This window comes from Streptomyces sp. 150FB (genome assembly GCF_000818195.1).
Taxonomy (GTDB): domain Bacteria; phylum Actinomycetota; class Actinomycetes; order Streptomycetales; family Streptomycetaceae; genus Streptomyces.
Window position 1 is genome coordinate 9,387,118 of sequence record NZ_JTHL01000001.1, and the last position, 2,017, is coordinate 9,389,134.

Genomic DNA, 2,017 nt, shown 5'->3' on the forward strand with positions numbered 1-2,017 from the left:
GGTCTCGGCGGGCGGGCCGCCGGCCCCCGGCGCCGCCTTCGACATCCGGATCGACGGCAGACCCCTGCACATCATGCGACGCGCCGACGGCAGCTATCTGAGCGCGGTCAACCACTACGAGTCGTTCCCCACCCCGCTCGCAACGGCCCGCGCGGCCGTCGACGACCTGGCCGGCGCCCAGTTGTCGGTCTCCGGACCGATCCACCACCTCTGAACAGCGGGAAGGCACCCACCGGTGTACACAAGGAAGAACCAGCGCAACCTCAGCCGCGCGGAGAAGTCGTCGTTCGTCCACGCCGTCCTGGAGCTCAAACGCCGGGGCGCTTACGACGAGTTCGTGGGGTTGCACGCCCAGTACTACGTCTCCGACGCGCAGGACGGGGTGCGCGCCGGGCACATGGCCCCCTCGTTCCTGCCCTGGCACCGGCGCCTGCTGCTGGAGTTCGAGTCGGCCCTGCGGGAGGTGGACCCGAAGGTGACCGTCCCCTACTGGGACTGGACGGTCGACAACAGCCCGACCGCCTCCCTGTGGGCGGAGGACTTCCTCGGCGGGAACGGCCGGTCGGGCGACCAGCAGGTGATGACGGGGCCGTTCGCCTACGCGGCGGGGAACTGGCGGATCAGGCGAGGCGTCAGGGACGACGGATTCCTCACCCGCAACTTCGGCCGCCCGGCGGCCCCGGTCACCCTGCCCAGCAAGGCCGAACTGGCCGGGGCACTGAACGAGAAGGTGTACGACGCGGCTCCCTGGGACTCGACCGCCGCCTCCGGCTTTCGCAATCGACTCGAAGGCTGGACGACCGGCGGGGGCGGGACGGAGCCGTGGCTCAACCACAACCGCGTCCACCGCTGGGTCGGCGGTGAGATGCTGGGCGCCGCCTCGCCCAACGACCCGGTCTTCTGGCTCCATCACGCCTTTATCGACCTGGTGTGGGACCGCTGGCAGAAGCAGCACCCGAAGGCGACCTATCTGCCGCTGAAGAGGCTCCCGCCGGACGACCCGCAGAGCGGCCGGGCCATCAGCCAGGAGGAGCCGATGCCGCCGTGGGACGTCGCGCCGTCCGCGCTCCTTCGTCACCAGGGCGTCTACACGTACGCCTGACCGGCGGCTTCGTCACGGCCGGCGGGACGCGCGTAACGGCCGGCGGGACCCGCGTACGGAAAACGGCCTCCCGCGACGAGACGCGGAAGGCCGTCAGCCGGCCGGAGGCGGGGCGCCCGGGGACGCCCGCGACCGGCCGTCGCACTCAGCCGCCGTAGCCGCCGGCCTTGTTGTCCTTGTGACCGTGGCCACCACGGTGGTGGTCGTGGTCCGAGTTGTTCACGCACTTGTTGCCGAACGCCGGGTTGAGCAGACCGATCACGTTGATGGTGTTGCCGCAGACGTTGACCGGGAGGTGGATCGGCACCTGGACGATGTTGCCGGACAGGACACCGGGGGATGCGACAGCGGCAGCTTCCGCACCGGCGTCGGCGGCAGCCATACCGGCGCCACCGGCCAGCACGGCGCCCGTGCTGACGAGTACAGCGGCTGCCTTTGCAATACGGGACATCAAGTTCTCCTTGAACGTTTGGCGCGCAGCCGCACGATGTGCGGCCTTCACGCACGTTCAACGCCTTGACTCACGCTGGGTAACGGAATTCCCCCCAAGAGATGCACAACACCCGTTCAGCGCAGCAGAGGCAGCCCGCCGACGAGCCGGTCGACGGCGCTGCGCGGCCCGACGACGCTGACGGCCAGGTACTCCAGCTCGTCGCTCCTGGTCCCGGCGACCAGCCCGAGGTACTCGTCGTAGACCCGTGAGGTCTGGGCCTGCCCGGGCATGTCCACGATGAACATCTGGTCCTTCGCCGCCGCCTTGTCCCTGATCCGGCGCAGCGTGTCCGCGTCGGCGGCCAGGACGGTGCAGCCCGCCCAGGGGAGCCCCGGGTGCGCGACCCCCGACGCGTCCTCGCCGTCGGGGCCGAGCAGGTCGGGCAGCGCCTTGCCGACGGCGGCGGCCATGCAGACGGCGGC

General features: G+C 70.7%; 4 protein-coding genes. 2 read left to right on the forward strand and 2 right to left on the reverse strand.

From position 1 onward, the window contains the following. Together QR77_RS42975 and QR77_RS40115 are read left to right on the forward strand one after the other, a co-directional pair. Positions 1 to 214, forward strand: a 214-nt coding sequence (locus QR77_RS42975; protein ID WP_236711019.1) for a tyrosinase cofactor, incomplete at its 5' end; no start/stop codon positions are given. 21 nt (positions 215 to 235) lie between these two features. Further along, positions 236 to 1,102, forward strand: coding sequence for a tyrosinase family protein (locus QR77_RS40115; protein ID WP_040026830.1), 867 nt, complete (start codon positions 236 to 238; stop codon positions 1,100 to 1,102). 145 nt (positions 1,103 to 1,247) lie between these two features. On the opposite strand, the gene QR77_RS40120 is transcribed toward QR77_RS40115, so the two are convergent. Both QR77_RS40120 and QR77_RS40125 read right to left on the reverse strand, forming a co-directional pair. Then, entirely contained in the window at positions 1,248 to 1,553 is a 306-nt protein-coding gene (locus QR77_RS40120) for a chaplin (protein WP_040026831.1), read from the reverse strand. Positions 1,554 to 1,669: 116 nt separating this feature from the next. Continuing rightward, the coding region (locus tag QR77_RS40125) for a DUF2000 domain-containing protein (RefSeq protein ID WP_040026832.1) at positions 1,670 to 2,017 on the reverse strand (348 nt) is incomplete at its 5' end.

What these genes read in the sequence shown, in the direction of transcription:
- QR77_RS40120 (WP_040026831.1), bottom strand. Translation starts at nt 1,553, where the DNA reads ATGTCCCGTATTGCAAAGGCAGCCGCTGTACTCGTCAGCACGGGCGCC.